2 protein-coding genes are annotated in these 3,363 nt (G+C 76.0%); both read right to left on the reverse strand.

The window, feature by feature from the left end:
• Positions 1-158: 158 nt before the first annotated feature.
• Complete coding sequence (locus ACFV4F_RS34305) at positions 159-1,790, reverse strand: PucR family transcriptional regulator (RefSeq protein WP_380508513.1); 1,632 nt, start codon at positions 1,788-1,790, stop codon at positions 159-161.
• A gap of 127 nt (positions 1,791-1,917) precedes the next feature.
• Positions 1,918-3,132: a glycoside hydrolase family 27 protein gene (locus ACFV4F_RS34310; RefSeq protein ID WP_380508516.1), complete on the reverse strand. Its 1,215-nt coding sequence runs from the start codon at positions 3,130-3,132 to the stop codon at positions 1,918-1,920.
• Positions 3,133-3,363 lie beyond the last annotated feature (231 nt).

Consider the following 3,363-nt stretch of genomic DNA (forward strand, 5'->3'; position numbering starts at 1 on the left):
GGGCGCGGGGGGGCGTATATGCGGCCCCGGGGGGGGTTTGGGGGGGGGGGGGGGGTGTGGGGGGGGGGGGGGGGGGGGGGGGCGGTCGCCCCTTTGGTGCGGGGCGACGGTTCGGGGGCGGTTTCGCCGTGCCGTGCGACGGAACCGGCGGGGCGGGCTCAGCGCCGGGGATCCGTCAGCCGCAGGTACAGGTGGGCGAGCAGCCTGGCGTCGGGGTCGTCCAGGTCGATGCCGCAGACCTTCTTCACCTTCTCCAGGCGGTAGCGGAAGGTGCCGGCGGGCACGTTGAGGGCGCGTGCGGCCTTGGCGCCGTCCCGGGAGTGCTCCAGGTAGGCGCGCAGCGTGTCGAGCAGCACGTGTTCGCCGGTGCGGGTGGCGTGTGCCTCCAATCGCTGTACGGAGCTGTCCGGCGGTGCCGCGTCGCGCAGGGTGTCCAGGGCGTGCAGCAGGGCGACGGCGTCGGGCAGGTCCGCCACGGAGGCGAAGGCCCGGGCGGCGGCCTGGGCGGAGCGGGCGAAGAGCAGGGCGCGCAGGGCGAGGTCGGCGGTGCGGCGGGATTCCGCGGCCAGGTCGAGTCGGTCCCGGACCTCGCCGATGCCGATGCGCACGGGGTGGGCGGGGTCCTGGGACAGTTCCCGTGCGAGGGAGTCGGCGAGGCGGGTGAGCTGTGCGGCGGCCCGTCGCGGGTCCCGGTCCAGGCCGCCGAGCAGGACCCGGGCGCCGTCGGGGGAGGCCGTGGCGAGCGCGTGGTGGCCCTGTCCCGTGCAGTGTCCGGCCGCTGTGCGGGCGAGCCGGCCGTCGGTGTCAGGGCTCTCGGATGTGGCGGCGATGGCCAGTACGGCGCACGGCTGCGCCGGGGGCAGCCCGGTGCGGGCCGGCGCGTCGGCCGAGCCCCGGCCGTCCAGCAGGGCGCGGGCGGCTTCCAGGACCTGCTCGCGCTGTCCGGCGCGGCGCACCCGGTCGTGCAGGAGGTGGGCGGCGGCGACGCGGGCGGCGGCCTGGAGGGCGTCGGAGACGGTGGGCGGCAGGGGGCGGTCGGTCGGTGCGACCCAGATCGAGCCGAGGATCTCCTCGCCGGCGCGGACCGCGATGGCAGCGCGCTCGGGGACGTCCCCGAGCGGGCGGCGGTGGAGCGCGCCCGGGGTGGTGCGCAGCCGGTGGAAGAAGCCGTTCTTGCGCATCGCCTCGACCCGGTCGGGCGGTACCCGGTGGGTGAGGATGGTGTCCCGGCGGATGTCGTCGACGTCCTTGTTGTTCGAGGAGTAGGCGAGCACGCGGGAGTGCGGGCTCTCGATGGTCACCGCCCCGCCCACCAGGGGGGCCAGCGCCTCGGCGAGCGCGTCCAGGTCGCCGAGCGGCACGGTGGTGGCCTCCGGTTCGCCGGCCACCTCCAGTGCGGCGCGCAGGGCCGCGATCAGCTGCGCCCAGTCGACCCAGCTGTGGCGGAAGAGCAGTGCCGCCCCGGCCTCGGCCGCGGCGGCACGCAGCGCGCCGTTCGGCGGGCCGGCGCCCTCGTCGCGGAAGACGACGCCCGCGGCGCCGTCGCGTCCGGCCGCCCGGACCAGGGTGAGGGCCTGCTCGGAGCGGGGGTCGACGCGGACGGCGACGAGCAGGTCGCCGCGGCCGGCGCCCGGTTCGGGCCGGTCGAAGACGTCGAGGCCGAGGACGGGGACGTCCTGCCCCAGCGGGGCGAGGCACAGCTCGACCACCGCCTCCGTCAGGAGCAGCAGCCCGTGCAGCGTCCGCTCGGGTGCCGTGGTGCCGGTCGACGTCGACGGCTGCTCCGGCATGGGCCGCCCCTCCCCCGCGGTACGTGGCCGCCGGCCCGGGCCGGGCCGGCGTGCTGGGCGGACAAGCGTACTCGCCGCCGCGGGGCCGGGAAGGGCTGACGCGGGGTCGGGAAGGGCCGACGTGGGGTCAGCGGTTCGGGCCGGACCCCGCCGCGGTGATCCGGTACATGACGGCGCCGTGGCCCGGCACCTCGGCGGCGATGGCGTCCGCGGTCTCGCCGGTGGTGTGTTCCCAGAGGTCGCGCAGGACGTAGTGGTCGGCGGCGGGCAGGCCGACGGCGTACGCGGTCGTGGAGATGACGGCACGTTCGGCGTTCTCGTTGAAGAGCGTGACGGCCACGGAGCCGTCGGCGAGGGGTTTGGCCAGGACGTCGAGGCCGTTGGCCATGGTGACCGGCCGGCCCTGTTTGCCGAGCGGATCCTGGTCCACGGCGATGACGTCGGTGTTGCCGAGGATCGCCATGGTCCCGGGGGTGGCCCTGGTCAGGTCGGTGCCGGCGAGCAGCGGGGCGGCCATGGCGGCCCAGAGCGAGAAGTGGGCGCGGTCCTCGTCGGCCGTCATGCCGTTGCCGACCTCCAGTGCGTCGGGGTCGTTCCACGCGCCCGGCCGGGCGCGGTCCGCGAGCTGGACGTTGACGTGGAAGATCTCCAGCATCCGGCTGTAGGTGGGTCTGATGTCGTCGGTGGTCCGCCACAGCTGCCCGATCTCGGCGCCCCAGTCGGCGACGTCCTGTTCGCCCCAGTTGCAGAGGCTGTAGACGATGGGACGGCCGGTGCGGGCCAGGGCGTCGCCCATCGTCCGGTAGCGCTCGCGGGCCGGGGTCGGCTGGTTGCCGGGGCAGCTGTCGTACTTCAGGTAGTCGACGCCCCAGGAGGCGAAGGAGTCCGCGTCCTGCTGCTCGTGGCCGAGGCTGCCGGGGTAGTGCGCGCAGGTCTCCACGCCGGCGCTCTCGTAGATGCCGAGTTTGAGGCCCCTGGCGTGGACGTAGTCGGCCACGCCCGCGATGCCGTGCGGGAACTTGACCGGGTCCGGCACGAGGTGCCCGTCGGGGCTGCGCTCGTGGGTCATCCAGCAGTCGTCGATGTTGACGTACTCGTAGCCGGCCGCCTTCAGGCCGGTGGCGACGATCGTGTCGACGGTCCGCTCGACGAGCTGCTCGCCGACCTCGCAGCGGAAGGCGTTCCAGTCGTTCCAGCCCATGGGCGGGGTGAGGGCCAGGGCGGCACCGGCCGGCGCCGCGGCCGGCGTCGGCGTCGGGACCGGCGCTGCGGCCGTCGGGGCGACGGCGAAGGGTGCCACGCTCAGCACGGCCGCGAGCGCCGTGGCCCAGAGTTTGCGCATCGTTCCTCCAGTGGGGCGGAGAGCAGCGAGGTGAGTGCTGCGGAAGGGAACTGATGCTTCGAAATCTGCGGACGCCGGAGGGACGTCAACCGCGGATGCCCTCATGACCACTCGAACGTGTCGGCCGCAGGTCCGGGCGGGCCTGGGGGGGGCGCGCCCCGGGCGGGGGGCGGCCGGGCCGGGGGGGGGGGGGCCGCCCCCGCCCCGGGGCGCCCCCCCCCCCCCCCGCCC

Source organism: Kitasatospora sp. NPDC059722 (assembly GCF_042733235.1).
Classification (GTDB): domain Bacteria; phylum Actinomycetota; class Actinomycetes; order Streptomycetales; family Streptomycetaceae; genus Kitasatospora.